A 22,412-nucleotide genomic window follows, 5' to 3' on the forward strand; every position below is an offset into this window, starting at 1 on the left:
GGGCTAGCGTGGAAAGACGATGACCACCTCACTCGCCGACCACCTGCGGTCGCTGCCCGACGAGTCGCTGGCCGCGCTCCTCCAGCTCCGGCCGGACCTCGTCGTGCCCGTGCCCGCCGATGTCTCCGCCCTGGCCATCCGCGCCCAGTCCCGGGTCTCGGTAGCCCGCGCCCTGGACGGACTGGACCAGTTCACCCTTCTGATCCTCGACGCCGCCCGGCTCACCCGACACCCGGACGAGGGCACGACGGCCACCGACGCGGTGCTCGCCATGGCGACCGCCGGGCCGCACCCGCCGGCACCGACCGCCGTCCGGGCCGCCGTGGGCCGGCTACGGGCGCTATTCCTGCTGTACGGCCCGGAGCACGCGATGCACGTGGCGGGCGCCGTCGACGAGGCGACCCCGTACCCCGCCGGTCTCGGCCGACCGGCCGCGGACCTGGACCCGCGCACGGCCGCGCTCTGCGCGGACCCGGCGAAGCTGCGCCGGACGCTGCTCGCCGCGCCCCCGTCGGCCCGGGCGATCCTGGACCGGTTGGCGGCCGGACCACCCGTCGGCAGCGTGCCCCCGGGCGCGTTGCAGGCGCCGCCGATCGGCACGCAGGACGCCGTACTCGCCGACCCGACAAACGGTGGCGCGCCGACCGGCTCACCGGTGCGCTGGCTGGTCGACAACAGGCTGCTGGTCCCCATCTCCTCCGGCTCGTCGACGGCCAGCGGCACGGTGGAGCTGCCCCGCGAGGTGGGCCTGCTGCTGCGCCGCGACAGCGGCCCGCTCGGGCCGTTGCGCAGCAGTCCCCCGCCGGTGGCCGCCGCCCCACGTGAGCCGAAGGCCGTCGACTCGGCCGGCGCCGGCCAGACCATGGAGGCGGTACGGCACACCGAGGGGTTGCTGGAGCAGCTGGCCGCCGAACCCGCGCCGGTGCTGCGGTCGGGTGGCATCGGCGTTCGGGACCTGCGCCGACTGGCGCGTACCGCCGGGCTGGACGAGCCGACAACCGCCCTGCTGCTCGAGGTGGCGTACGCGGCGGGGCTCGCCGGTGAGCTGGAGTTGTCCGGTTCGGCGACCGGCCGGTACGGCGCGGATCAGCAGGTGCTGCCGACCGGTGGATACGAGGTGTGGCGTGCCGCCTCGCTGGCCCAGCGGTGGGAGCACCTGGCTCGCGCCTGGCTGACGATGACCCGGCAGGTCGGCCTGGTCGGCCGGCGTGACGACCGGGACCGGCCGATCACCGCGCTCTCCGCCGAGGCCGAGCGTGCCGGCGCACCGGCCACCCGGCGGGCGGTGCTCGGGGTGCTCGCCGACCTGGAACCGGCGACCGCGCCCACCTCGGAGGAGGTGCAGGCCCTGCTGGACTGGCGGGCGCCGCGGCGCAGCCGGGGTCGGGAGGCCGCCCATCGGGAGGTGCTGGCCGAGGCGACGCAGCTCGGTGTGACAGGCCTGGGGGCGCTCACCTCGTACGGGCGGTTGTTGCTGGGCGAGCTGACGTCGGCCGATGAGCCGGACGGCGACCCGCTGGGGTTGCACGTGGACGCGGAGAGCGGCGACCCGTCGAGTGCCGCGCGGGCCTTGGACGCGTTGCTGCCCGCCCCGGTCGACCACTTCCTGGTGCAGGCCGACCTGACAGTTGTGGTGCCCGGGCCGCCGGAGCCGGGGCTCGCCGCCGAACTGGAGGCGACTACCGAACCCGAGTCGGCCGGCGGGGCGAGTGTGCACCGGGTCACCACGGCGAGCGTGCGGCGGGCACTGGACGCCGGTTACACGGCCGACGACCTGCACGAGCTGTTCCGGCGCCGGTCGCGCACCCCGGTGCCACAGGGGCTCAGCTACCTGGTGGACGACGTGGCTCGTAAGCACGGCGGGTTGCGGGTCGGAGCGGCCGGGGCGTACCTGCGCAGCGACGACGAGGCGCTGCTCACCGAGGTGCTGGCGGACCGTCGGCTGGAGCCGTTGACGTTGCGCCGGCTCGCGCCGACCGTGCTGAGCACCCCCTACCAGGTCAGCCGGATGCTTGTCGCGCTGCGGGACGCCGGGTACGCCCCGGTGCAGGAGGACGGCACGGGCGGCACGATGCTGTCCCGGCCACGGATCCGGCGTGCTCCGGCGCGGGTACCGGTGACCACCCGGACGCTGGACCCGCTGGCCGCGCCGAAGCTGCCGATGCCCCGGCTGCTCGGGGTGGTGGAGCACATCCGGCGCGGCGACGCGGCGGCGCGGGCGGCCCGGCGGGCGCCGGCGGTCGTCCGGGGCGGGGCGGCGGGGCTGGGCGGAGGCCCGGTGCCCGCGCACACCCACACCGAGGCCCTGGCGGTGCTTCAGCAGGCTGTCCGCGACAAGGCGCTGGTCTGGGTCGGGTATGTCGACGCCCACGGGGCGACCGCGTCTCGGCTGGTCAAGCCGGTGTCGATCGGCGCGGGCTATCTGCGGGCCGAGGACGAGCGGACCGAGATGCTGCACACCTTCGCACTGCACCGGATCACGGCGGCGGTGCTGGCGGACTGAGCAGGGGCACCGCCGCCGCCGGCCGTGCTCGGTCAGCGGCGGTTGGTCGCTCGGTCAGCGGCGGCTGCGCCGGAAGGTGCCGACCACCGAGACGACAAGCAACAGGGCAAAGCCGGCGCCGGCGGACTCACCGACCGAGTCGACGAAGCCCTGACGCAGCACCAGCCAGCCGAAGAGGAACCATCCGACGAGGAGCGCCGCCGCGAGGGCGTACGCGACCACTGTCGCGCGGGACACCTCGTCGGGTGGCGCCTGTTCATGCTCTGCGATCACGTCACGGTCGACAGTCATGCCCAGCCTCCCCGCCCGGTGCGGCCCTGGACTCCCAAGAGTGTCACTACCGGGACGCGTGTGACAGGGGATAAACCCCGAGTCGGGCGGGATGTTCAGGTGCCGGGGCGGCGGCCGATCAGCACCACCCGGGTGCCGACCTTGCCCAGCTCCCACATCCGGACGGCGTCGGCGTGCAGCAGGTTGACGCAGCCGTGCGAGCCGATCGACTTGTCGTGCAGGTAGGTGGTGGTCTCGTGGAACCCCATGCCCTGGGTGAAGTGCTGCCAGTAGGGCAACCACACCTCGTACGGGTTGGACCACTCCTTGGGGTTGCGGTAGTTGACCGTGTAGGTGCCGGACGGGGTGCGGTAGCCGGACATGCCGGTGCGGGTCACCGTCGGCCCGAGGACCACCTTGCCGCCCCGGAGGGCCCAGACGGTCTGCCGGGTGAGGTCCACGCAGAAGGTGGTGCCGGCGCCGGCCTTGCAGCGAGTCGTGTCGGTGGTGGCGAGGCGCTGGGCCACGTCGAGGGTGGTCGGTCCGGCGCGTCCCTCGACGGGGCGAATCCCGTACCTCTTCTGAAACTTCTTGATGGCGGCGCAGTCGGCGGCGGACTGCCGCCCGTCCACGGTCACCGAACCGAACCCGCCCAGCCGCGCGAGGTACGTCTCCACGGCGCGCTGGTGCTGGCCCTGGGGGCAGCCGGCGACGGTAGGCGTACTGCTGGCGGGGGTCGGGGTGGAAGCCGTGCGGGTCGGCTTCGGGGTGGGTTTCCGGGTGGGTTTCGTTGTGGGCGCGGCCGGTGTGGGCCGGCCGCGCTGGTCCGGCCCGGACGTGCCGCTCGCCCCCGATGCCTGTTCCGCTGCGCCGACCGGGGCGGCTCCCCCGCCACCACTCCCGCCGGACTGCGGATCGAACGTGCACGCGCCGGCACCGACCAGCACGACCACCGCCAGGGCAACCAACCGGGAAATGCTCCGGACACGCCTCATGGCACCTCCCCTGGACGGTTGTCCCTTTCCTAGACGTTCGTGAGTGCCGTCCTGGTTGCACGCGGTGCGCATCTTTCTTGGGAGCTTCTTCGCCGTGCAACACTGGATGGTCGGCCAGCGGCGGGTATGCGACCCGTTCCGGCCGGACGGCCAACCGAGGAGAGGACGCTGGCGTGAGTGGTGGACCCCTGATCGTGCAGTCGGACAAGACCCTGCTGCTGGAGATCGACCACCCCGACGCGCAGGCCTGCCGGATGGCGATCGCTCCCTTCGCCGAGCTGGAGCGCTCTCCGGAGCACGTGCACACGTACCGGCTGACCCCGCTCGGGCTCTGGAACGCCCGGGCGGCGGGGCACGACGCCGAGGGCGTGGTCGACTCGCTGATCAAGTACTCGCGGTACCCGGTGCCGCACGCGCTGCTGGTGGATGTGGCCGACACGATGGACCGGTACGGCCGGCTCCAGCTCGCCAACGACCCGGCGTACGGGCTGGTGCTGCGCGCGCTGGACCGGCTGGTGCTGATCGAGGTGGCCAAGAGCAAGAAGCTCGCCGGGATGCTCGGCGACAAGATCGACGACGACACGATCCGGGTGCACCCGTCCGAGCGGGGCCGGCTCAAGCAGGCGCTGCTCAAGTTGGGCTGGCCGGCGGAGGACCTGGCCGGTTACGTCGACGGTGAGGCGCACCCGATCGAGCTGGCCGAGGCCGGCAAGGACGGGCGTAAGCCGTGGACGCTGCGGTCGTACCAGCGGGAGGCCGTCGAGGCGTTCTGGGCGGGCGGGTCGGGTGTGGTGGTGCTGCCCTGCGGTGCCGGCAAGACGCTTGTCGGTGCGGCGGCGATGGCCGAGGCGAAGGCGACCACCCTGATCCTGGTCACCAACACGGTCGCCGGCCGGCAGTGGAAGCGGGAGCTGATCGCCCGCACGTCCCTGACCGAGGAGGAGATCGGCGAATACTCGGGCGAGCGCAAGGAGATCCGCCCGGTCACCATCGCCACGTACCAGGTGCTCACCTCGCGACGCGGCGGCGCGTTCACCCACCTGGATCTGTTCGGCGCCCGCGACTGGGGCCTGGTCGTCTACGACGAGGTGCACCTGCTGCCCGCGCCGATCTTCCGGTTCACCGCGGACCTCCAGGCCCGCCGTCGGCTGGGCCTCACTGCGACTCTGGTACGCGAGGACGGCCGCGAGGGCGACGTGTTCAGCCTGATCGGGCCGAAGCGCTACGACGCGCCGTGGAAGGACATCGAGTCGCAGGGCTGGATCGCCCCGGCCGAGTGTGTCGAGGTCCGGGTGACGCTTACCGACGCGGAACGCATGTCGTACGCGACGGCGGAGGCCGAGGAGCGCTACCGGATGGCGGCGACCGCCCGCACGAAGCTGCCGGTGGTGAAGGCGCTCGTGGACAGGCACCCGGATGACCAGGTGCTGGTGATCGGCGCGTACATCGACCAGTTGCACCAGATCGGCGAGTACCTCGACGCGCCGATCGTGCAGGGCTCGACCACGAACAAGGAGCGGGAGCGGCTCTTCGACGCGTTCCGTACCGGGGAGATCCGTACCCTGGTGATCTCCAAGGTCGGCAACTTCTCCATCGACCTACCCGAGGCGGCGGTGGCGATCCAGGTGTCCGGCACGTTCGGGTCGCGGCAGGAGGAGGCGCAGCGGCTGGGCCGGGTGCTCCGGCCCAAGGCCGACGGCCGGCAGGCGCACTTCTACACGGTGGTCTCCCGCGACACGATCGACACGGAGTACGCGGCGCACCGGCAGCGCTTCCTCGCCGAGCAGGGCTACGCGTACACGATCGTGGACGCCGACGACGTCCTCGGCCCGTCCCTCCCGACCTTCGACTGAGTTGTTGCCTCCTTGATCGACTCGGTTTTCAGGAAGTCGCGGTGTCCGGAGCAGGTTGATACCGCGGTTTCCGGGAAACCGAGTCGATCAATGCGTGGGTACCGACCGGCGGCGGTCAGCGGGAGAAGCGGTCCACCAGGACGGCGAGCCGCCGGCCGTGGCCCTCGCGGCGGAGTCGGCCGCTGCGCATCAGCGTGACCAGCCCGTGCAGGCCGCTCCAGAACGTCTCGGTGACCGCCTCCAGGTCGTCGTCACCGGCGATCGGACGCACCGCGTCGGCCAGCTCGGCGAAGCCCCGGGCCAGGTCGGTCGGAACGTCCTGGCTGGCGAACGGCAGGTCCACGGCGAGGGTGAACATCGCGTCGTAGAGCGCGGGCCGCTGCTCGGCGAAGGTGGTGTACGCCGCCGCGACGTCCGCGACCGCCTGCCGGGGACTGGCGGCCGAGGCCCGCGCCGTGGCCAGTGCGTCGGCCAGCTCGGCGAAGCCCTCGACGGCGACCGCCGCCATGATGGCGTCCTTGCCCTTGAAGTGGCTGTAGAGGACGGGCTGGCTGTATTCGATCTCGGCGGCGAGCCGGCGGGTGGTCACCGCGTCCCAGCCTTCCGCCAGGGCCAGGTCGCGAGCCGCGGCGATGATGGCCCGTTCCCGTTCCGCCCGCTCGCGCTCCCGGCGCGTCTGAGTCGACATGACCGAAACTCTAGCACCGCTAGCGTTGCTGTCGTTGCTCTGCTAGCGTCGCTCCCACATCTAGCGGCGCTAGCAATTGGAGCGGATCATGTTGTCACCCCTCGCCTACGGGCTCGCCATCGTGCTCAGCCTCTTCGTCGTCTTCATCGGCGCGCGCTTCCTGCTGGTACCCCAGGCCGCGGCCGCCGGGTACGGCGTGCCGGCCCGACCGGACGGCGACCCCGCCTACCTCACGGTCAAGGGAGTACGCGATCTCAGCTACGGCCTGCTCGGCCTCGCCCTGATCGCCTTCACCACGGCCGACGCGGTCGCCTGGTTCATGCTGATCGTGGCGCTCGTCCCGCTGGGCGACACACTCATCGTGCTCCGCAACGGTGGAACGAAGGCCGTGGCCTTCGGCATCCACTTCGCCACCGCCGTGGTCGTGCTCCTGGACGCCGTCCTCCTGTTCGCCCTGTAGCCGCACGTTCTGATCGACTCGGTTTCCAGGAAGTCGCGGCATCCGACGCGGGACGATGCCCCGGTTTCACGGAAACCGAGTCGATCACGCACGCCGGCCCGGAACCGCTTACGGTCCCGGGCCGGTGTTGACGCGAACCTACTACTTGATCAGCTTCCAGGGGCCGGACTTGTCGCCCGGCTCCTGGCCGCGCGTCCACCACTTCGCCTCGTACACGTGGCCCTTGAAGGACACCCGGTCACCGGCGTTGTAGACCTTGGTGAGCGTCCAGGCCGCCGGGCTGTTGTCCGGTGGGGTCGGGGCGATCTCCTCCCAGGAGCCGTTGCGGTCACCCGGCTTCTGGTTGCGGGTGTACCACTGGGCTCGCCACTTCTTCCCGTCGTACATGGCGAACTCACCCGAGTTGAAGATCCGCGACGCGGTCCAGATCGCCGTGCCGTCCTCGGTCATGGCGATTTCCTGCCACGCGCCGTTGGCATCGGCGCCCGGCTTCTGGTTCTTCGTGTACCAGGAGGCCCGGAAGACCCGACCCTGGTAGGTGACCCGGTCCCCGTCGTTGTAGACGGTCGACGAACTCCACTGCGCCGGCAGGTTCACCGTCAATACGGCGGTGGCCTCCACCGGCGTGAGGTGGGCGTCGCCCGCGTACGACGCGGTAAGCGTGTGCTGGCCGCCCGCGAGGCCCACCGGGAGGGTGAACGTCGCGGTCCCGTTGGTAAGCGTGGTCGAACCGCGAACTGTCGTACCCTCGCGCAGCTCCACCGCGCCGGTTACCGGCGTGCCGCCGGCCGCGACGCGCACGGTCACCGTCGCCGCGGTGCCCCAGTTGGTCGGGGCGGCGGTGACGGTCATCGTCGGGACCTGCTTGGCGATCGTGAACACGGCCGGCTGGGCCACCGCCTCGCCACCGTCGGCGCTCTTCGCCGACACGATCCAGCCGTACGAGGTGCCCGGCAGCAGCTTGTCCCAGGTCGCCGTGGCGACGCCGTTCGAGGTCACCTCGTCGGTGCCGATCGTGCCGGACGGCACGTACGCGGCGAGCGAGTCGGTGGTGAACGACGTCTTGCGGGTGCTCAGGTCCACCGGCAGGGTCAGGTTGTCCTCGGACCCGTTGTAGCGCGGCTTCGGCTGGCTGCCGTCCTGGCGGACGTCGTACTCGGTCGCCCCGAAGTTCTTGAGGAACGGCGAGTACGTGTCGATGTGCATCTCGGCCCGGTCCACGTCGAACTGGAGCAGGCGCAGGAAGCTCGCCCCGAACTGCAGCCGGTCGGTGGCCTTGTGGTCCGGGGTGCCGTCGCCGTTGACGTCGATCGTGCCGTCCGGGGCGACCCGCGTCGGCCACAGCTCGGCGGCTGTCACCGTGTAGAACTGGTAGTCCGCGAGCAGCTCGACCACGTCGTGGCTGACCGTGACACCGATCTTCGACTTCAGGTTGGTGCCGACGCCGTGCTCGTGACCGGCGAGGACCAGGAAGACGTTCGGGTTGACCTCGACGACCTGCTTGAACAGCGGCGAGCCGTCCGGTGCGGAGAAGTCCGCGCCACGACCGTCCGGGTTGGGCGACGGCTTCAGGTAGTCGTGGGAGAGCAGGATCCCGTTGCGGTCCTTGTACCGCTTGAAGATCGAGTCAGCCCACTTGGCCTCGGCCGGCGTGACGCCGTACGACAGGCCGACCGCCACAAAGTCCAGTCCACCGGCGGAGAACAGCAGGTAGTTGTTCTGGTTGTCCCTGCCCGGCGTGACGGAGCCGTCGGCGTTCGTCTTCTCGTCCCAGGCGTGGTATTCGGTGCCCTTCGGCCAGCCCTTCGCCGTGCCGTAGTACCGGTCGGCGCTGAAGGTCCGACTGAACCGGGAGGTGGGGCCCGTCTCGGCGCCCAACTGGTCGTCGTGGTTGCCCGCGATGACCTGGTTGACGACGCCGTTGTCGTCCAGGATCTTCTGGAAGCCCGAGGCCGTTGCGAGTTCCTTCTCGACCTGCTCGTGCAGACCGGGCCGCTTCAGCGAGCCGTCCGGGTTCTTGGCCAGCGGGTCGTAGTAGTCGTTCTCGATGACGTCGCCGGTGTGCGCCGCGTACGCGATCTTGCGGCTGGCCGCGTTGTCGGCGATCCACTGCATCTGGTCGCGGTACGCGGCAGACCAGATCGCCTGCTCCTCGGCCGTCTCGACGTCCGAGGGCTCGGCGTTGCCGTCGAAGTCGTCGTACGTGCCGCCGGCCGCGCCCTCGGTGACGTACTGGGTGTCGGTGAAGTGCGCCAACGAGAAGTCGTACGACGCGGGATCCTCGAAGCGGTCCTTGTCGTTCTGCGCCGACGCGTCGTGCGGCGACAGGTCGTCGGCGAACGGGTCCTCGCCTGTGACAAGCACGTGCACGACACCGCCGTCGCGGTAGCCGGCCTCGATCTGCGCGGTCAGGACGGTGTCCTGCCCGGCCTGCCCCCGCGAACTGGTGAGCACGACCCACTTCCCGGTGGCCGGATCCCACGCCCGCAGCGCCACGATTCGCGCCGGGTCGATGGTGCCGGACCAGCGCAGTGTCGGCTCCTGCTTGGTGGCGCCGAGCGGCAGGTCGTACCGCTGGAAGATCACCCCACGGCTGGACGGAGTGTCGATCGTCGCCCCGTCGAGCGGACGCAGCGAGGCGACGTCCACGCTCTTGTCGTGCTGCACGTCCAGCGTGGTCGGCACGTCGGCCGCCTCGCCCTGGTAGCCGCCAGTCGGCAGGACCACGTCCGCCCTGGTGAAGGTGGCGGTCAGCCCGACGCCCTCGGCGCCGGGGATCCGGGCGGACAGCTCGGCCGAGAGCGGATCGGTGCTCTTGACCGTCGAGCTCAGCTCGGTCGGAACGTCCGGGATGCTGGCGCTGCTGAACCGCACCTCGCGGGTGGCGGTGTTGCCGAGCGCGTCGGTCGCCGTCAGCGCGATGGTGTGCTCACCGGCCGGCAGGCCGTGGCCGATCTGGTCGCCCTGCTTCACGGCCGCGCCGTCGAGGGTGATGGCCGGCGTACCGACCACGCCGGAGGCGTCCTTGATCTTGACGTTGAGCGCGACTGTCGAGGTCAGCCGCTGCCCGGCCGCCGGCACACTGCTCTCGACCTCCGGGGCGGTGTTGTCGGTGGTGAAGCGCCGCGTCGAGGTCTTGTCCCCGACGACCGCCTTGATGGTGTGGACGCCGTCCGCGATCTTCGTCGTGTCCACGTCGGCACGCATGCCCAGCGCCGGCAGCGCCGCGCCGTCAGGCGCGGTCACGTCGAACAGGACCACCTTGGTCAGCACCGAGTTGTAGCTGCTGCCACAGGTGCCGTCACCGAGGTACGTGGTCACCTGGGAACCTGCGGGGTAACTCGCCGAACCAATGGTCACAGTCGTCTGCGCGATCGAGCGGGTCAGCAGGGTCGCCTTCGCGTCGGTCGGCAGGAGCTGGAAGTCCCGCAGCGTGTAGTCGTCGAAGTTGTCGCAGCCGCCCGGCTTGGCGCTGCCATGGTCGTTGCCCACGACGAACTCCACGGCGTTGACGCCCGGCACCAGCCACTCGTTCGGGAACGCGAGGTCGGCGGTCTCCTTCTCCCACATGCCGATCTCCAGCGGGATGCCGTTGATCAGCACCTTGTTGTCGTACCCGTTGTCGCTGCCGTTACCGCCGACGAACATCTTCAGGTGCGCGTCGCCGCCGCTGCCGAGGGTGTCGACCGTACGGGTCGTCGGCGCGCCCGCGACGGTGAAGTGGAGTTCGGCGTCCCTGTTGGCCGCGCAGGTGCCGTCGCCCAACGCCAGCGTGGCGGCGGTCGTCTCCGCCTTCGTCACCGTCGTGCCGCTGGTGGTGACGACGTACGTGGTGCCGGCCGTCACCGTGCCCGCGGTGCTCAGGGTGAGGCTCGTGGCCTCCCGGTTGAGGGTGAAGTCGTCGTGGTTGGCGCAAGTCGCGCCGTTCAGGGTGCCGTTGTAGTCGCCGGTGCGGACCTCGACGACGTTGTCACCGAGGTGCAGGAACCGGTTCGGGAACGCCAGCCTGACGTCCTCGGCTCCGGCCGCGCCGTAGTCGCCGCCGAGGTCGACCCGGTGGCCGTTGACAAGCGCGTAGCTCTGGTAGCGGGCCTCGATCGAGTTGCCGGCCTCGACCCGGAGGCCGAGGGTTGCGGTGCCGGTGGCCAGCGCCTCCGCGTTCTCGGCGGGCTTGTCGTCGATGGCCAGCGACTCCACGTGGTCCTTGCCGCCGCTGGGCAGCGCGGCGATCACCGGCCGGGTGCCACGGACACGGGCACCGTCGCCGGGGGTGACGACCGCCGCGCCGGCCGGCGCGTTGTTGACGTCGACGGTCACGGACGTCTTCGCGCCCGACAGGGTGGTCGCGCTGACGGTGTGCGTACCGTTTGTCAGCTTCGTGGTGTCCAGGTCGGCGCGCAGGCCGGACGTGCTGCCCGGCTCGCCGGAGATGACGAAGGTCAGGGCCTGGTTGAGCAGCTTCGCCGAGCTGCCGCAGGTGCCGTCGCCGAAGCTGTAGCTGAACAGGTTCTGCTCGCCGTCGGCGACCACGCCGAGCAGGCTGAGGCTGATGCTGCTCAACGCGTAGTCGTCGTAGTTGGGGCAGCGGCCACCCTCGCCGTTCGGCAACTCCTCGTAGCCGACGACGGTCTTGGTGGTCGTGTCGACCCAGTTCGCTCCGGCCTGGACGGTGACGGTGTTCGTGCCGGGCTGCAACCAGTCACCGGGGAAGTCGAGGGTGCCGACCTGCCCGCCCGGGATGTCCGGGAGGTACACCCGGTCGGCCTCGGCGGTGTGACCGTTGACGGTGATGTAGTTGCGGTAGCGGGCCTCGGTGCCGTTGCCGCCCATCTCGAAGGCGAAGTGGGCGGTGCCGGCGGTCTTGACGGCGCCGATCCGGTCGCCGTCGACGGCGAGGGTGGTGACCGAGTCGTTCTCGGTGACCGGCTCGACGACGACGGGGACCTTACCCTCGACGTTCTGCCCGTCGCTCAAACTGATCAGCGGCGCGTTACCGCTGGTCGGGACGGTCTGCGCTCCTGCGAGGGTGGGGCTGAGGGTCGTCGCCGGTCCGGCGATGAGCAGGAGCGCCACCGCGGACAGGAGTCCGCGTGTTCGCTTCCTACGCGCACGTGGTGCGTGCGTCATGGCGAGATTTCTCCTTCGTCGGGGTGCGAGTTTGTTGGGTGTGAGGAACCGCCGACGCCGAGCACCGGAATGCCGACCGCCGCGGGCAGGGGGGCCAGAGCGGGTGGCCGGTCTCAGGACGGTCGGGGGCGGGCGAGCCGCCGGCGACGTACCTGACGTCGCAGCAGAGCGACGACGGCCGCGACGAGCAGCAGGGGGCCGACGCTCCCGGCGACCTTCCAGGCGGTCGCGCGGTCGTGGTCGTGGTCGGCAACGCTCGCCTCGCTCGCCGCGGGCACGTCGCCGAGCGCCCAGTCATGGGCGTACCGGCCGGGGCCGTACACCTGGCGCTGGCCCTGCGGGCCGGTCGCCACCGTCTGGTACGCCTGGTCGAGATCGCTCAACATCCGGACCTCGACGCGGGCGGCGCCGACCGGCCCCGTGCAGGTGTAGTCGACGTCCACACCGGAGCCGGTGAGGTCGCGCGGCGGGTCGACGGTGCCGGCGCAGGCATGGCCGTCGCTGCTGACTGTCATCTGCGTGAGCAGGTAGCTCGTGAACGGCGCGGACGAGGCGAGCACCGTCGCGTCCGAAGCCTGGAAGGAGATCGCGCCGTCGAGCAGGACGCGGTCCTGCGGCAGCAGGCCGAGCTTGGCGCCGAGCAGGGTCAGTTCGTCGACACCGCCCGCCTTCCATCGCAGGTGGACCACCTCGGGGCGGGCCGCGTCCGCCGCGACGGTCACGGTCTGCGGATAGCCGTACGGGTGTGCTCCGGCGGGAACCGCCATGGCGAGCAGAGTGACTGCGAACGCCACCGCGATCACGACGCGGCGGGGCCACGGTGCGGTTGAGGGCATGCCAGCGCTCCGGTCTACAGGTGCTGTGGCACGCCGGTGGGCGCGGCCGTTCAGTGACCCTGCCGGCCGTTGGCGAACTCGCCAGGCGAGCTTGATGAGAAACGGGCGCAGCGGGGATGAACAGTTAGTTGATCAACTGCGCTTTCTACCGCAACACGGTCTGCCCGACCGCTCAGGCGGCGCTGACGTCCTCGGCTCGAAACTCCCGACGGTCGACTGATGAGCAGCCGGCGCAGGTATCTCACGCGCTGTCGAGCTGATGGCGTCAACGAATCAGTCGGCCGCCTCCTGCTTGGCTAGGTCGGCAACGACCTGGGCGAACCAACTCGCCGCCAGCCAGTGCAAGGTCAGCGCTAGACGACTAGGTCCCTCACTCAAGACGGGGCTGGGGTTGCGGCGAGGGGCTCGCTGGCCATCCGCTGCGGCTGCCCGACGTGTCGATGTGCTGTTGAGCGGTATACCTCAGAGGTATGAATATGACTCTGAGGTATACCGCTGACGACCGCATCCGACCCCCACGGAGGTGACCGAGGGTCACCGCCGGCCGCCGGCCGCGCCCGCCGCCCCAGCCAAGGTTAGGAATTACTCGTCTAGCTGGACTCCGCAACGAAGACGCCGCGACCCGGGCGGCCAACCAGCACACCCTGCTTGCGCAGCCTCGCCACCGCCCGGCTGATCGTCGACTGCGAGACGTCGTACGCATCCGCCAGCGCCCGCCCGGAAGGAAGCTGCGACCCAGGCGGGTACGTCCCGTCCTTGATCTTTCCCATGAGAGCGTCGAGCAGCTCGTCCATCGTGGGCGGAATAGGCACCTGGGGCCCCTTGCAGTCGGTTGGCCCACCCAGTATTGATCAGCCGTTTCGACACCCGCGCTCCCCCGGCGCGGCCCTGCTGCCGTACCGCCGATCGAGGCGGCGGTCGCAGGGTGGGGCGGTCTCCGCCGACCGCAACCGGCGGAGGCCGCCCCCCTCCACTCCGACGCGGCCCGACGAAGGGCGGTCCCTCATGGGCGACCTGATCCGCCGGCTGCTGAGCCGACGCGACAAGAGACAACCGATGGAAGCAGCCAGCCAGAAGCCCTGGCAGAGCGCCCGGCCGGCGAACCACCGCTACCGATGACCGAGCGTTGGGTGATCCACCTGCCGGTCACCGCACCCGACCTGCTCCGGGCCCGGATCCTCGCCCGGACCGCCGCCCGGGTGCTGGCCCGGCTCAGCGCCCGCATCGAGCCGGGCGGGGTGACCGTGTCGGCCGAGGACCAGCAGGGCGTACGCCACTGGGTCTTCTGCGACAGGCGAATGCCCGGCGGCGGCCGGTGTGCCCTGCCCGCCGACCACACCGTGCCCTGCTCGCCCAGCGCGCCCTGGCTGCACCGACCGTGAGAAAGGGCCCGACGTCAGCGGCTCAGGACGTTCTCCCGCTGCATGTGGGACAGCTTCTCCGGATTGCGGACAGCGTAGATCCCCGTGATGAGGCCGCCCTCGATGCGCACGGCCACGACGGTGTCCAGCTCGCCGTCGAGGTGGACGACCAGCGCCGGGTAGCCGTTGACCTGCGCCGACCGCCACGACGTGCTGCCCAGGGACCTGTCCCAACCGGATGCCAGCGCGCGGGCCACCTTGTCGGCACCGAGGATGGGCCGCGGGACGGCCTGCTTGATCCCGCCACCGTCGCCGAGGAACACCACATCCGGCGCGAGGATGTCGAGCAGGCCCTGCAGATCGCCCATGTCGACCGCCCGCTGGAACGCGTCGAGCGCGTGCCGGGCCTCCGCCGCGGAGACGACCTGGCGGGGCCTGCGGGCCGAGACGTGTGTCCGTGCCCGGTGCGCGATCTGGCGGACGGCAGCGGGGCTCTTGTCGACGGCTTCGGCGATCTCGTCGTACTCGAGGTCGAACACCTCGCGCAGCACGAACACCGCCCGTTCGGTCGGCGCGAGCGTCTCCAGCACCAGCAGCATGGCCATCGAGACGCTGTCGGCCAGCGCGACGTCCTCGGCCACGTCGGGCGCGGTGAGCAACGGCTCGGGCAGCCAGGATCCGACGTAGGACTCCTTGCGGCGACCGAGCGTCCGCAGCCGGGTGAGCGCCTGGCGGGTGGTGATGCGGACCAGGTAGGCGCGCTGGTCGTGGACTGCGCCCAGGTCGACGCCCGCCCACCGCAGCCAGGTGTCCTGGAGTACGTCCTCCGCGTCGGCGGCCGAGCCGAGCATCTCGTACGCGACGGTGAAGAGCAGGTTGCGGTGGGCGAGGAAAGCCTCGGTGGCCCGGTCCGGCCGGCCGTCGGCTGCGGTCTGCGGCATGTCCACCACTGTGAACTCCTGTTCGCTGTCGACTGCGTCACCCACCAGATGCCGGAGCCGGCCGTTCTGTGACACCTCCCGGCCTGTGGCGGTCGTCACCCTGCCCGGCCGTCACAGGGCTGTGCTCGCCGGCATCTCATGGTCGTCCGATCGACCACCACAGCAAAGGACGGAACCATGGACGCCCGGTTCAACATGTTCGGCAACGAGTTCGCCATGAAGTTCTTCAAGCGGTTCGCGAACGTCGGCATGGTGATGCAGCAGTCGCCGCTGCCGAAGTCCACGCAGGAGCTGGTGTCGCTGCGCGCGAGCCAGATCAACGGCTGCGGCTGGTGCATCGACACGCACGCCAAGGAGGCCGTGGCGGCCGGCGAGAGCGCGGTTCGACTCAGCCTGGTCGCCGCCTGGCGCGAGTCCACCGTATTCACGGAGGCCGAGCAGGCCGCGCTCGCGCTCGCCGAGGAGGGCACCCGGCTCGCCGACGCCTACCAGGGCGTGTCCGACGAGACCTGGGCTCAGGTGCGCAAGCACTACGACGACGACCAGGTCGCCGCGCTTGTCGCGCTTGTCGCCCTGATCAATGCGGCCAACCGGCTCGCCGTGATCGTGCACCAGCGGGGTGGCTCCTACGAGGTCGGCACGTTGGCCGCCGCGTTCGGCTGAACCGGCAACGGACCCGGCCCGGGATCATCCGATCCCGGGCCGGGCACACGCTCAGAGGACCCGGGTGACCTGTTCGGCGGCGACGACCGCGTCCCGTCGCGCCGGGTCAAGGTTGGCGCTGATGACCACCGACGCGCCCGCCGACAGCGGCGCGAGCAACCACTTCAGCGGCTGCTCGGTCTCGGCGGCGTCGACAAGCAGCCGGTCGCCGGCGCGCAGGCCCAGCATCGTGGCGAACTCCCGCGCGAGCGCTCCCCACTGGCCGTACGTCGTGCCGTCCGCGGTGGCCGGATCCGACGGGTGGATGGCGGTGTGGTCGGGCGTCACGTCGGAGTGGCGGAGCACCTCGGCGGACCAGTCCAGCCAGCCCAACGGCACGTCGGCCAGCCGCCCCGGCCCGGTGCCGACGAGGTAGCGGTGCGGGGCGTCCGGCACGTCCTCCAGCCAGTCGTCCTGCCGCTCGGGAGTCACGAAGACCGCGTCGAACGGCCGGTCGCCGCCGGGCTCCAGCACCGCCAGGCCCGCCGTGGCGCGCGGCCGGAACGACACCGCCAGGCCGCAGGCCCAGGCGCCCAACAACACCGCGGCGGTACGCCAGTGCGGCGGCAGCAGGACCGCTACGCGGCTGCCGGGTCCGAGACCGCAGCCGTCCCGCAGAAGGCTTGCGCTGCGCGCCGACCAGACGCCTACCTGCTGTGCGGTCAGGTCGACGCGTTCGCCGGTCGCCTCGTCGCGGTAGCTGAGCAGTGGGCTCTCGGCGGCGGGCGGGACCGTGAGGTCGGCCGTGGCGTGTGACTGCATCTGCGTGCTCCCCGGGTGACGACGTCGCCACCACCCTACGCAACGACTTTGGTCGTACGCCTCGTCGGCCGATGGCCATATCGGGTGGCCGGATGGCCCGCGCACGGTGACAGGTGACCCCCGCGACGCCGCCGAGGAGCCCCATGTCGACCGGACCCGACCCCGCCACCACTGACGACCCCGCCGCCGCTGAACGTCTGCCCCTGCGCCGGCGGCTCCTGCCGGTGCTGGCGTTGCTGCTGGTCGCGCCGTGGGCGGCCGAGTGCTCGTGGGGCGGCTTCGCCATCGACGGCTTCCTTCCGGTGGTGATCGGCCTCGCTCCCATGTACGGCGGGGCGGCGATCCTGATCCGGGAGACCGCCCGGCGTCTCGGCGCGGGCTGGCCGACAATCGTGCTGCTCGCCGCCGCGTTCGGTGTGCTCCAGGCCGGCCTGGTGGACCAGTCCCTGTTCAACCCCGGCTACCTGAATGACACGCAGTACGCCGACACCCGTGCCGCCGCCGAGGCCACGCTGGTGCCGGGGCTCGGGTTCAGCCTGCGGCAGGCGTTCGACTACGTGGGCAACCACATCCGGCTCGGCGAGCGTGGTCAGCGCCGCCGCGTTCGCGTACCTGGTGCCGCCGTACTCCCCGGCGAGCCCGGCGGCGGCCCTGGCCGGCGACATCGCGGTAAGCGTCGTCACGGTGGCCCTGGTCGGCGGTGCCCGGTGGCGGCTGCGCCGCGCTTCGCCCGCGCCGCACGTCGCCGCGAACTGAACCGCCCCTGAGCAGGCAGGACGGTGCTCAGGGCTGGTCGCGGACTGAGCCGGCCTGAATGAGGCGGTCCAGGACGGCACGAGCGGCGGCGAGTCGATCCATGGACGTGGTGATCCGGTTGCGCTCCACGGCAAGAGCGTCGAGGAGTTCGGGGCAGGTGGGGGCCAGCACGGTCACGTCGTCGGGGATGCAGGGAAGGATCTCGGCGATCGCCGCGGTGTTCAATCCGGCGGACAGCAACAGTTGGATGTGCCGCACCGTGCCCACCGCCTGCGGCTCGTAGTGGCGGTAGCCGCTCGCGAGACGGGCCGGTCGCAACAGGCCCTGCTCCTCGTAGTAGCGCAGGGCGCGTGGTGTGGTGCCGGCCTGCCGCGCCAGTTCACTGATCCGCACATCAAGAGCAGATCAGCGCTTGACCTTCACGTCAACGGCAAGGTTTAGCGTCGTCGCTGTGACTCACCGCAATCATGAGGACAACCAACCCGCCACCGTCGCCGTCCTGGGGCTCGGCCCGATGGGCCAAGCGCTGGCCGCCGCGTCGCTCGCAGCCGGTCACCCCACAGTGGTCTGGAACCGCACACCCGGCCGGGCGACCGCGCTCGTGGCCGCCGGGGCGGTGCTCGCTCCGACGGCTGAGGATGCCGCACACCGGGCATCGGTAGTCATCGCCTGCGTCATCAACTACCAGGCGGCTCGCGCCGTCCTGTCGAGCCTCGACAGCCCGCCGTCAGGACCGTTCGTCAACCTCAGCAGCGGGCACGCCACCGAGGCGCGGGACCTGGCGACCTGGGCCGCACAGCGGGGCATCAACTACCTGGACGGCGCCATCCTGACGCCCGCGCCGACCATCGGAACACCGGCCGCGACCATTCTCTACAGCGGTCCACGGGCCCTCTTCGACGACAGCCTTACCTCGGTGGAGAGCTTCGGCGGCGCCAGCGTCTACCTCGGTCCGGACGCCGGCACGGCAGCGGCGTACGAGATGGCGTTGCTCGACCTGTTCACCATGTCGGTCGGCGGACTCGCGCACGCCTTCGCGCTGGCCCGCGCCGAGGGCATCGCGCCGGCAGAGTTCGCCCGTTTCGCCAGAGGAATCGGCGGCCTGTTGCCCGACATGGCCGACCGGTTCGCCGAGCAACTCACGTCCGGGACCTTCGCCGCCCAGGTTTCCAGCATCGCGTCGGCGGGCTCGGCGGTCACCCACGTCGTCGACGCCGCCACTGCGCGCGGCATCGAGACCGCACCGCTGCGGGCCGTGCAGTCGATCATCGACCGGGCCATCGCGGCGGGCCACGGCGGCGACAGCTACGCCCGGCTCGCCGAGTCGCTCGTGCCAGCCGATCACACGTAGGCGGAGACGTCAGCGGCCAACCGCTGTGACCTGGCGATTACACTCGCGCTCACACCACTTCGGAGGGGGCGGCGCAGTGGGTGAACTGCTGTCCACGGTGGTTCAGGTCGTCAGCTCGTACGTCACCAGACTGCTGGACCGGCGGGCGGTCGCGAAGGACGCGAAGGTCGGCGCCCACCTGCTCGACGTGGTCCTCACGCTGCAGGAGCTGTGCCTCAACGGCGACCGTCTCCTGAGACTGGCCGACACCATGATCTCGGGCGTCGAGCCCCGGGCCGACGACCAGACGGAGTTCGCCGCTCTGCTGCGCCGGCAGTCCGCGCTGATCAACCAGCTCCGGACCGGCCTGGACGCCTCCCGCGCCCTGCTCGCCACCGTCGACGTGGAATTCGCGTTCGCGATGGCGCCCTTCCTCGACGCCAAGTCGGGGCTGCTCACCCGCTGGCAGCAACAGGCCGCCCTGAGTCGGTTCTCCACCACCACGCTGTTCTTCCTGCCCGCCGAGGCCCTCACCCGCGCGGTGGCCGCCACCCCGGCCGGCTCGAGCGCCACCGCACTCGACCTCGAACGGACGGACTTCGTTCTGGTGGTGGCGGACGAGGTGCGCGGCGCGCGGCGGCGGGAGGTGGCCGATATCCGTGCCGTCGCGGACGACGAGCGCGCGACTCTGCGGGGCGAGGTGCTGCAGGCCCGCGCCGGGTTGGACACCGCACGGGAGCTGTGTGCCCGACTGCTCGGGGCGACCCAGGAGGCCATCGGCCCGGACGCCACGGCCCAGCTGCGGCGGACTCTGGCAGGCCGGGCAGAACGGCGCTGACTCAGCTCACTCGGGTGCGCCGCGATCCCAGTCGAAACCGGCAAGGGCAAAAGCGACGCTGCCCTCACCTGTGGCATAGACCTTGATCGACTGTAGCCCCAGTGCGCGATTCAGATCTTTCACGTTGGACAGTAGGCGCTGGAAGAGCCCGGTGTTGGTCGCCTCGTCGGCGATGCGGATCTCGTCGAGATACGTCATCTTGCGCGGAAAGGAGAGACGCAGCTCCAGCAGTGCCCGCAGCGCGCTGCCCGCCACGATGCGCAGCGAGACCGCTCCCCCGCCGTCGGCATAGAGCGATACCTCGACCCGCGCCTCGGGCAGCTCCGCCGTCAGCACCTCGTAGAACTGGCGCGGCGTCAGCTTCATCCACTGCCGCCAGGCGGCGAGTGTCGTGTCGTCTGCCCGGTCGATCGTCAGCTTCGGTTCCGTCGCTCGCAGGTCGGCCACCGTCAGCGCCTTGATCCCGGCGGGCCGGTCCCGGGCCCGGGCCTCCTCGTACGGGGCCAACGGCACTCCGGCCTGCACCAGGAGCCGGTCCCAGTCCGGGTCGGGCCAGAACGACCCGGGCAAAAACTCGCCCACCTCACACCAGAGCTCATGCCACCGCCGCACGGCACGAAGCGGCCGGAGGCCGAGTCGCAGGGCGGCGACGATCACGCACCGATGCAGCAGCAGCGTCGCGGCGAGAGTGGCCAGGTTCGCCTTCGGCGCGTCGACGGCACGCAGCGCCGCGACGGACTGCTGTTCCAGTTCGGTGTACGCCACGAGATCCGGCGCGTCCGTGAGCCGCACCGGCACCGGCGCGTCCAGCACCGACTCGGTATCGGCCGGCTGCCACACGACATCGTCGTTCAGCAGAATCATCCGCAGCACCTGGCCATGGTGGTGCACCACGATCTGTAGGAGCGGATCCCCCTCGGGCAGCGCTCCGCGTTTCAGCCAGGTCACCGCCTCGGCGTAGAGGCGCAGGCTCTCACCGATGGCCGGCACCGTGACGACCAGGGCGGGGCCGTCGAGCTCGACCCGCAGCGCCGAAAGCTCACTCAGAGCATCGACAAGCTCACTCTGATGCATTGACGAACTGTAGCGGCAGGTGCCTCACCGGTCTCAGTCGGGCAGTTCGGGCCCGCCGTCGAGCAGCGCGGCCAGCAGGTCTCCGTACTCCTCGACCCTGCTCAGGACCTCGGCGGCGGTGAACGGGCGGACGGCCGGCCGCCGGCCGCGGGCGCCGGCCTCGACCTCGTCCCAGGTCAGCGGCGTCGACACCGATGGCACCGACTGGGCGCGCAGCGAGTACGGCGCCACTGTCGTCTTCGCCGCGTTGTTCTGGCTCCAGTCGATGAAGACCTTGCCGGGCCGCAGGTTCTTCGCCATCTTCGACACGATCAGCTTCGGGTGGGCCTTCTCCAACTCCTGGGCGATCCGGCGCGCGTAGGCGGAGACGTCATCGGCGGACTGGGTGCCGGCGATCGGGCAGCACAGTTGCATGCCCTTCTTGCCTGACGTCTTCGGGTACGAGTCGATGCCGTCGTCGGCGAGCCGGTCGCGCATCAGCACCGCCACCGGGCAACACTCGGCGAGCCCGGCCGGCGGCCCCGGGTCCAGGTCGACGACCATCATGTCCGGGTCCTCGCCCACCTTCCACTGCGGTGTGTGCAGCTCCAACGCGGCGAGGTTGGCCAGCCAGACCAGGGTGGGCAGGTCGTCGGCGACCACGTAGTCGATGGTCTCCCGGCCCTTTGTCGACCCGGGCGCGGGAAGCGTCTCCACCCGCACCCAGTCCGGGGTCGCGGCGGGCTTGTTCTTCTCGAAGAAGGACTTGTCGTCCACCCCGTTGGGGAAGCGGATCCGGGTCACCGGGCGGTCGGCCAGGTGCGGCAGCAGCACCGGGGAGATCCGGGTGTAGTAGTCGATCACCTCACCCTTGGTGAAGCCGACCGCCGGATAGAGGACCTTGTCCAGGTTGGACAGCTCCAGGGGGCGGCCCTCGACGTCCACCCGTAGCTTCTCAACCGGCATCGTCGACCTCCTCCGGCGGCTTGTCCGGGCGCAACCGCAGCACCCGGGGGAAGCGCAGCCGGCCGTCGGGGGTGCGTTGGCCGTACTTCACCTCCACCACCACCCGGGGTTCTACCCAGATGGCGCCCCGGGCATCCTCGCGCGGCACGCCCGGCGCGAACGGTGACACGCCCGAGCGCAGCGGCTCCAGTTCGGCGAGGAGCTGCCGTTCGATGGCCGCGCCGATCCCGCCGCCGACCCGACCCCGGTAGATCAACCGGCCGTCCGGGCCGGGCACCCCGACCAGCAGCCCACCGATGCGGCGCGCGCCCGGCCGCCAGCCGCCCACGACGAAGTCGCCTGTCACCTCCAGCTTGACCTTCACCCAGTCCGGGGAGCGCACCCCGGGGCGGTAGACGGCGCCGACCCGCTTGGCCATCACGCCCTCCAGGCCGTGCTCCCCGGCCGCCTCGTACGTCGCCGGGCCGTCGGCGAAGACCGGCGGCACCGCCCACCGGGCGCCGCCGAGCCCGAGCGCTTCCAGGGCCTCGCGGCGGCGCTCGTACGGCCAGCCGGTGAGGTCCTCACCGTTCCGGCGCAACAGGTCGAAGATCATGTACGTGACCGGCATGACCGCCGCCAACCGGGCCGCCTTGTTGCGGTCCCGCACGTGCATCCGCTCGGCGAGGGCCGTGAACGAGGGCTGCCCGCCCTGGCCGAGCAGCACCACCTCACCGTCGAGCAGCACGTCGTCGACCTGCTCGGGAAGAGTGGCCAGCTCGGGGTACGCGGCGGTGATCTCCACGCCGGAGCGGGCGTACAGGTGCTGGACGCCGCCTGCGATGTCGGCGAGCGCGCGGACCCCGTCCCACTTGAACTCGTACGCCCAGCCGTCACCCGCCGGGAGCGGCCCGGTCATCGCGAGCATCGGCTTGAGCGGCGCGCCGGGCACGACCCGACTGTAGTAGCAGGCCGAACACCTCGCGCCATGT

20 protein-coding genes are annotated in these 22,412 nt (G+C 71.2%); 8 read left to right on the forward strand and 12 right to left on the reverse strand.

Annotation, left to right across the window (positions count from 1 at the left end; genetic code table 11):
• Window positions 1-19: 19 nt before the first annotated feature.
• Window positions 20-2,503 carry a helicase-associated domain-containing protein gene (locus AB0K10_RS26360; RefSeq protein WP_363687730.1) on the forward strand — a complete coding sequence of 828 codons (2,484 nt, stop codon included), beginning with the start codon at window positions 20-22 and terminating at the stop codon, window positions 2,501-2,503.
• Between the two features lie 54 nt (window positions 2,504-2,557).
• Here AB0K10_RS26360 and AB0K10_RS26365 read toward each other — a convergent pair whose 3' ends face one another.
• Together AB0K10_RS26365 and AB0K10_RS26370 are read right to left on the reverse strand one after the other, a co-directional pair.
• Window positions 2,558-2,794 carry a hypothetical protein gene (locus tag AB0K10_RS26365; protein ID WP_363687732.1) on the reverse strand — a complete coding sequence of 79 codons (237 nt, stop codon included), beginning with the start codon at window positions 2,792-2,794 and terminating at the stop codon, window positions 2,558-2,560.
• Window positions 2,795-2,889: 95 nt separating this feature from the next.
• Window positions 2,890-3,768 carry a L,D-transpeptidase family protein gene (locus AB0K10_RS26370; RefSeq protein WP_363687734.1) on the reverse strand — a complete coding sequence of 293 codons (879 nt, stop codon included), beginning with the start codon at window positions 3,766-3,768 and terminating at the stop codon, window positions 2,890-2,892.
• Window positions 3,769-3,941: 173 nt separating this feature from the next.
• On the opposite strand from AB0K10_RS26370, the gene AB0K10_RS26375 reads away from it, so the two are divergent.
• Complete coding sequence (locus AB0K10_RS26375) at window positions 3,942-5,621, forward strand: DNA repair helicase XPB (RefSeq protein ID WP_007454807.1); 1,680 nt, start codon at window positions 3,942-3,944, stop codon at window positions 5,619-5,621.
• Between the two features lie 115 nt (window positions 5,622-5,736).
• Here AB0K10_RS26375 and AB0K10_RS26380 read toward each other — a convergent pair whose 3' ends face one another.
• On the reverse strand, window positions 5,737-6,309 hold the full coding sequence (locus AB0K10_RS26380) for a TetR/AcrR family transcriptional regulator (protein ID WP_363687736.1): 573 nt from the start codon (window positions 6,307-6,309) through the stop codon (window positions 5,737-5,739).
• Window positions 6,310-6,397: 88 nt separating this feature from the next.
• Between AB0K10_RS26380 and AB0K10_RS26385 the strand changes: the two genes are divergently transcribed.
• A complete protein-coding gene (locus tag AB0K10_RS26385) occupies window positions 6,398-6,769 on the forward strand; it encodes a DUF4267 domain-containing protein (RefSeq protein WP_363687738.1) in 372 nt (123 codons plus the stop codon).
• A 141-nt stretch (window positions 6,770-6,910) separates the two neighbouring features.
• On the opposite strand, the gene AB0K10_RS26390 is transcribed toward AB0K10_RS26385, so the two are convergent.
• The 3 genes from AB0K10_RS26390 to AB0K10_RS26400 all read right to left on the reverse strand — a co-directional run bounded on the left by AB0K10_RS26390 (window position 6,911) and on the right by AB0K10_RS26400 (window position 13,526).
• On the reverse strand, window positions 6,911-11,896 hold the full coding sequence (locus AB0K10_RS26390) for a carbohydrate-binding protein (RefSeq protein ID WP_363687740.1): 4,986 nt from the start codon (window positions 11,894-11,896) through the stop codon (window positions 6,911-6,913).
• Between the two features lie 113 nt (window positions 11,897-12,009).
• Window positions 12,010-12,732 carry a hypothetical protein gene (locus tag AB0K10_RS26395; RefSeq protein WP_363687742.1) on the reverse strand — a complete coding sequence of 241 codons (723 nt, stop codon included), beginning with the start codon at window positions 12,730-12,732 and terminating at the stop codon, window positions 12,010-12,012.
• A 590-nt stretch (window positions 12,733-13,322) separates the two neighbouring features.
• Window positions 13,323-13,526, reverse strand: coding sequence for a winged helix-turn-helix domain-containing protein (locus tag AB0K10_RS26400; protein WP_363687929.1), 204 nt, complete (start codon window positions 13,524-13,526; stop codon window positions 13,323-13,325).
• Window positions 13,527-13,847: 321 nt separating this feature from the next.
• Here AB0K10_RS26400 and AB0K10_RS26405 point away from each other — a divergent pair, with 321 nt between their 5' ends.
• Window positions 13,848-14,114, forward strand: a complete 267-nt coding sequence (locus tag AB0K10_RS26405) for a hypothetical protein (RefSeq protein WP_363687744.1) — start codon at window positions 13,848-13,850, stop codon at window positions 14,112-14,114.
• A gap of 14 nt (window positions 14,115-14,128) precedes the next feature.
• On the opposite strand, the gene AB0K10_RS26410 is transcribed toward AB0K10_RS26405, so the two are convergent.
• Window positions 14,129-15,034, reverse strand: a complete 906-nt coding sequence (locus AB0K10_RS26410; RefSeq protein ID WP_363687930.1) for an RNA polymerase sigma-70 factor — start codon at window positions 15,032-15,034, stop codon at window positions 14,129-14,131.
• A gap of 177 nt (window positions 15,035-15,211) precedes the next feature.
• Here AB0K10_RS26410 and AB0K10_RS26415 point away from each other — a divergent pair, with 177 nt between their 5' ends.
• Window positions 15,212-15,697 carry a carboxymuconolactone decarboxylase family protein gene (locus AB0K10_RS26415; protein WP_363687746.1) on the forward strand — a complete coding sequence of 162 codons (486 nt, stop codon included), beginning with the start codon at window positions 15,212-15,214 and terminating at the stop codon, window positions 15,695-15,697.
• A 51-nt stretch (window positions 15,698-15,748) separates the two neighbouring features.
• On the opposite strand, the gene AB0K10_RS26420 is transcribed toward AB0K10_RS26415, so the two are convergent.
• On the reverse strand, window positions 15,749-16,498 hold the full coding sequence (locus tag AB0K10_RS26420) for a TIGR03089 family protein (protein WP_363687748.1): 750 nt from the start codon (window positions 16,496-16,498) through the stop codon (window positions 15,749-15,751).
• Between the two features lie 143 nt (window positions 16,499-16,641).
• Here AB0K10_RS26420 and AB0K10_RS26425 point away from each other — a divergent pair, with 143 nt between their 5' ends.
• On the forward strand, window positions 16,642-17,265 hold the full coding sequence (locus tag AB0K10_RS26425) for a hypothetical protein (protein ID WP_363687750.1): 624 nt from the start codon (window positions 16,642-16,644) through the stop codon (window positions 17,263-17,265).
• 16 nt (window positions 17,266-17,281) lie between these two features.
• Here AB0K10_RS26425 and AB0K10_RS26430 read toward each other — a convergent pair whose 3' ends face one another.
• A complete protein-coding gene (locus AB0K10_RS26430) occupies window positions 17,282-17,647 on the reverse strand; it encodes a MerR family transcriptional regulator (RefSeq protein WP_363687752.1) in 366 nt (121 codons plus the stop codon).
• 58 nt (window positions 17,648-17,705) lie between these two features.
• Between AB0K10_RS26430 and AB0K10_RS26435 the strand changes: the two genes are divergently transcribed.
• Both AB0K10_RS26435 and AB0K10_RS26440 read left to right on the forward strand, forming a co-directional pair.
• Window positions 17,706-18,605: an NAD(P)-binding domain-containing protein gene (locus AB0K10_RS26435; protein ID WP_363687753.1), complete on the forward strand. Its 900-nt coding sequence runs from the start codon at window positions 17,706-17,708 to the stop codon at window positions 18,603-18,605.
• A 76-nt stretch (window positions 18,606-18,681) separates the two neighbouring features.
• Window positions 18,682-19,422 carry a hypothetical protein gene (locus AB0K10_RS26440; protein WP_363687755.1) on the forward strand — a complete coding sequence of 247 codons (741 nt, stop codon included), beginning with the start codon at window positions 18,682-18,684 and terminating at the stop codon, window positions 19,420-19,422.
• Between the two features lie 6 nt (window positions 19,423-19,428).
• On the opposite strand, the gene AB0K10_RS26445 is transcribed toward AB0K10_RS26440, so the two are convergent.
• Genes AB0K10_RS26445 through ligD (AB0K10_RS26455) form a run of 3 tightly spaced genes read right to left on the reverse strand, consistent with a single transcriptional unit; the run spans window position 19,429 to window position 22,372 of the window.
• Window positions 19,429-20,496 (reverse strand): hypothetical protein, encoded by a 1,068-nt coding sequence (locus tag AB0K10_RS26445; protein WP_363687757.1) that lies wholly within the window; start codon window positions 20,494-20,496, stop codon window positions 19,429-19,431.
• Between the two features lie 33 nt (window positions 20,497-20,529).
• Window positions 20,530-21,441, reverse strand: coding sequence for a non-homologous end-joining DNA ligase (gene ligD / locus AB0K10_RS26450; protein WP_363687759.1), 912 nt, complete (start codon window positions 21,439-21,441; stop codon window positions 20,530-20,532).
• On the reverse strand, window positions 21,431-22,372 hold the full coding sequence (ligD, locus tag AB0K10_RS26455; RefSeq protein ID WP_363687761.1) for a non-homologous end-joining DNA ligase: 942 nt from the start codon (window positions 22,370-22,372) through the stop codon (window positions 21,431-21,433). The genes ligD (AB0K10_RS26450) and ligD (AB0K10_RS26455) overlap by 11 nt, the downstream gene beginning before the upstream one ends.
• Window positions 22,373-22,412: the final 40 nt, after the last annotated feature.

Source organism: Micromonospora sp. NPDC049274 (assembly GCF_040678875.1).
Taxonomy (GTDB): domain Bacteria; phylum Actinomycetota; class Actinomycetes; order Mycobacteriales; family Micromonosporaceae; genus Micromonospora.

Bases quoted from the DNA above. Each gene is read 5' to 3' on its own strand.
- AB0K10_RS26415 (WP_363687746.1), top strand. From the start codon at position 15,212: ATGGACGCCCGGTTCAACATGTTCGGCAACGAGTTCGCCATGAAGTTC.
- AB0K10_RS26405 (WP_363687744.1), top strand. From the start codon at position 13,848: ATGACCGAGCGTTGGGTGATCCACCTGCCGGTCACCGCACCCGACCTG.
- AB0K10_RS26370 (WP_363687734.1), bottom strand. From the start codon at position 3,768: ATGAGGCGTGTCCGGAGCATTTCCCGGTTGGTTGCCCTGGCGGTGGTC.
- AB0K10_RS26385 (WP_363687738.1), top strand. From the start codon at position 6,398: ATGTTGTCACCCCTCGCCTACGGGCTCGCCATCGTGCTCAGCCTCTTC.
- AB0K10_RS26445 (WP_363687757.1), bottom strand. From the start codon at position 20,496: ATGCATCAGAGTGAGCTTGTCGATGCTCTGAGTGAGCTTTCGGCGCTG.
- AB0K10_RS26395 (WP_363687742.1), bottom strand. From the start codon at position 12,732: ATGCCCTCAACCGCACCGTGGCCCCGCCGCGTCGTGATCGCGGTGGCG.
- AB0K10_RS26420 (WP_363687748.1), bottom strand. From the start codon at position 16,498: ATGCAGTCACACGCCACGGCCGACCTCACGGTCCCGCCCGCCGCCGAG.
- AB0K10_RS26380 (WP_363687736.1), bottom strand. From the start codon at position 6,309: ATGTCGACTCAGACGCGCCGGGAGCGCGAGCGGGCGGAACGGGAACGG.
- AB0K10_RS26410 (WP_363687930.1), bottom strand. From the start codon at position 15,034: ATGCCGCAGACCGCAGCCGACGGCCGGCCGGACCGGGCCACCGAGGCT.
- AB0K10_RS26365 (WP_363687732.1), bottom strand. From the start codon at position 2,794: ATGACTGTCGACCGTGACGTGATCGCAGAGCATGAACAGGCGCCACCC.
- AB0K10_RS26390 (WP_363687740.1), bottom strand. From the start codon at position 11,896: ATGACGCACGCACCACGTGCGCGTAGGAAGCGAACACGCGGACTCCTG.
- AB0K10_RS26425 (WP_363687750.1), top strand. From the start codon at position 16,642: ATGTCGACCGGACCCGACCCCGCCACCACTGACGACCCCGCCGCCGCT.
- AB0K10_RS26400 (WP_363687929.1), bottom strand. From the start codon at position 13,526: ATGGACGAGCTGCTCGACGCTCTCATGGGAAAGATCAAGGACGGGACG.
- AB0K10_RS26360 (WP_363687730.1), top strand. From the start codon at position 20: ATGACCACCTCACTCGCCGACCACCTGCGGTCGCTGCCCGACGAGTCG.
- ligD (WP_363687759.1), bottom strand. From the start codon at position 21,441: ATGCCGGTTGAGAAGCTACGGGTGGACGTCGAGGGCCGCCCCCTGGAG.